We start from the raw sequence: 2,821 nt of genomic DNA, 5'->3' as shown, positions 1-2,821 counted from the left end.
TGTGTGCGTGTGTTCTTTGAGAACTCAATAGTGTGTCGATGAATGTCAGTGCCAAATGTTTTATTTGGTTCCGGCTCCTCATACCCCCGTGTGGGTGGGTCGGACATTTAGTCAGCAAATATTTTTTGTTGGCGTTTGATTTTGCCAAGGTTTTCGGACTCTGGTTAATTCTTCTGATTGCGCCCTTTTTGGGTGTGGTTGAGAGTCTTCAACGGAGAGTTTGATCCTGGCTCAGGACGAACGCTGGCGGCGTGCTTAACACATGCAAGTCGAGCGGTAAGGCCCTTCGGGGTACACGAGCGGCGAACGGGTGAGTAACACGTGGGTGATCTGCCCTGCACTTCGGGATAAGCCTGGGAAACTGGGTCTAATACCGGATATGACTACGGGATGCATGTCTTGTGGTGGAAAGATTTATCGGTGCAGGATGGGCCCGCGGCCTATCAGCTTGTTGGTGGGGTAATGGCCTACCAAGGCGACGACGGGTAGCCGACCTGAGAGGGTGACCGGCCACACTGGGACTGAGACACGGCCCAGACTCCTACGGGAGGCAGCAGTGGGGAATATTGCACAATGGGCGGAAGCCTGATGCAGCGACGCCGCGTGAGGGATGACGGCCTTCGGGTTGTAAACCTCTTTCGACAGGGACGAAGCGGAAGTGACGGTACCTGTAGAAGAAGCACCGGCCAACTACGTGCCAGCAGCCGCGGTAATACGTAGGGTGCGAGCGTTGTCCGGAATTACTGGGCGTAAAGAGCTTGTAGGCGGTTCGTCGCGTCGTTCGTGAAAACCTACCGCTCAACGGTGGGCTTGCGGTCGATACGGGCGGACTAGAGTACTTCAGGGGAGACTGGAATTCCTGGTGTAGCGGTGAAATGCGCAGATATCAGGAGGAACACCGGTGGCGAAGGCGGGTCTCTGGGAAGTAACTGACGCTGAGAAGCGAAAGCGTGGGTAGCGAACAGGATTAGATACCCTGGTAGTCCACGCCGTAAACGGTGGGTACTAGGTGTGGGTTTCCTTCCACGGGATCCGTGCCGTAGCTAACGCATTAAGTACCCCGCCTGGGGAGTACGGCCGCAAGGCTAAAACTCAAAGGAATTGACGGGGGCCCGCACAAGCGGCGGAGCATGTGGATTAATTCGATGCAACGCGAAGAACCTTACCTGGGTTTGACATACACCAGAAAGCTATAGAGATATAGCCCCCCTTGTGGTTGGTGTACAGGTGGTGCATGGCTGTCGTCAGCTCGTGTCGTGAGATGTTGGGTTAAGTCCCGCAACGAGCGCAACCCTTATCTTATGTTGCCAGCGCGTTATGGCGGGGACTCGTGAGAGACTGCCGGGGTCAACTCGGAGGAAGGTGGGGACGACGTCAAGTCATCATGCCCCTTATGTCCAGGGCTTCACACATGCTACAATGGCCGGTACAGAGGGCTGCGATACCGTGAGGTGGAGCGAATCCCTTAAAGCCGGTCTCAGTTCGGATCGGGGTCTGCAACTCGACCCCGTGAAGTTGGAGTCGCTAGTAATCGCAGATCAGCAACGCTGCGGTGAATACGTTCCCGGGCCTTGTACACACCGCCCGTCACGTCATGAAAGTCGGTAACACCCGAAGCCGGTGGCCTAACCCCTTGTGGGAGGGAGCCGTCGAAGGTGGGATTGGCGATTGGGACGAAGTCGTAACAAGGTAGCCGTACCGGAAGGTGCGGCTGGATCACCTCCTTTCTAAGGAGCACTTCTGCATCGCACCCCGAAGAGTCGGGGATGGTAAACGTTGATGCCAGAGACCGTTTCGGAAACATACGTTTTCCGGCGGACGCTCATGGGTGGAACACTGACAAGTTTTATCGCATTCGGTCAATCCTGAGTGGTTGGTCGCGGTGAATATATCGGCACACTGTTGGGTCCTGAGAGAACACGCGAGTGTTTCTTTCTAGGCAAATAGACGATCTGCTCGGATCTCTTGTGATACCGCTGGCGACGGAAGTTGTTGGGTTGGTCCTGGATTCAGGTTCGAGTGGGTGTGTTGTTTGAGAACTGCACAGTGGACGCGAGCATCTTTGTTTGTAAGTGTTTAAGAGCGTACGGTGGATGCCTTGGCACCAGGAGCCGATGAAGGACGTAGGAGGCTGCGATAAGCCTCGGGGAGCTGTCAACCGAGCTGAGATCCGAGGATTTCCGAATGGGGAAACCCAGCACGAGTGATGTCGTGTTACCCGCATCTGAATATATAGGGTGTGTGGAGGGAACGTGGGGAAGTGAAACATCTCAGTACCCACAGGAAGAGAAAACAATAGTGATTCCGTGAGTAGTGGCGAGCGAAAGCGGATGAGGCTAAACCAGGAGCATGTGATAGACGGCAGTTGTTGTGTTCTTGGGGTTGTGGGGTCATTCTTCTCATCACTGCCGTGATGGGCGACAGTCAGAAACCGTTGTGTTAGTTGAAGTGGTCTGGAACGGCCTGCCATAGACGGTGATAGTCCGGTAAGCGAAAACTCAACGGCTGTTGTGGATGATGCCCGAGTAGCAGCGGGCCCGTGAAATCTGCTGTGAATCTGCCGGGACCACCCGGTAAGCCTGAATACTCCCTGGTGACCGATAGCGGACTAGTACCGTGAGGGAAAGGTGAAAAGTACCCCGGGAGGGGAGTGAAATAGTACCTGAAACCGTGCGCTTACAATCCGTCAGGGCCTACGCACAACTTTGTTGTGGTGGGTGATGGCGTGCCTTTTGAAGAATGAGCCTGCGAGTTAGTGGCATGTGGCGAGGTTAACCCGTGTGGGGTAGCCGTAGCGAAAGCGAGTCCGAATAGGGCGTTT

At 55.0% G+C, this 2,821-nt stretch carries 2 rRNA genes (1 of these 2 cut by a window edge); both read left to right on the top strand.

Features of this window, described 5'->3' with window-relative positions:
- The first annotated feature begins 208 nt into the window (after positions 1 to 208).
- A 16S ribosomal RNA gene (locus ACIBJI_RS42445) occupies positions 209 to 1,727 on the top strand.
- Between the two features lie 339 nt (positions 1,728 to 2,066).
- A 23S ribosomal RNA gene (locus tag ACIBJI_RS42440) occupies positions 2,067 to 2,821 on the top strand; it runs 2,476 nt beyond the window's last position.
- The 16S and 23S rRNA genes sit together here, the layout of an rRNA operon.

The organism is Nocardia sp. NPDC050408 (assembly GCF_044458905.1).
Taxonomy (GTDB): domain Bacteria; phylum Actinomycetota; class Actinomycetes; order Mycobacteriales; family Mycobacteriaceae; genus Nocardia.
The sequence above is the reverse complement of the archived record's forward strand: the minus strand, read 5'-3'. Positions and strand labels throughout refer to the sequence as shown.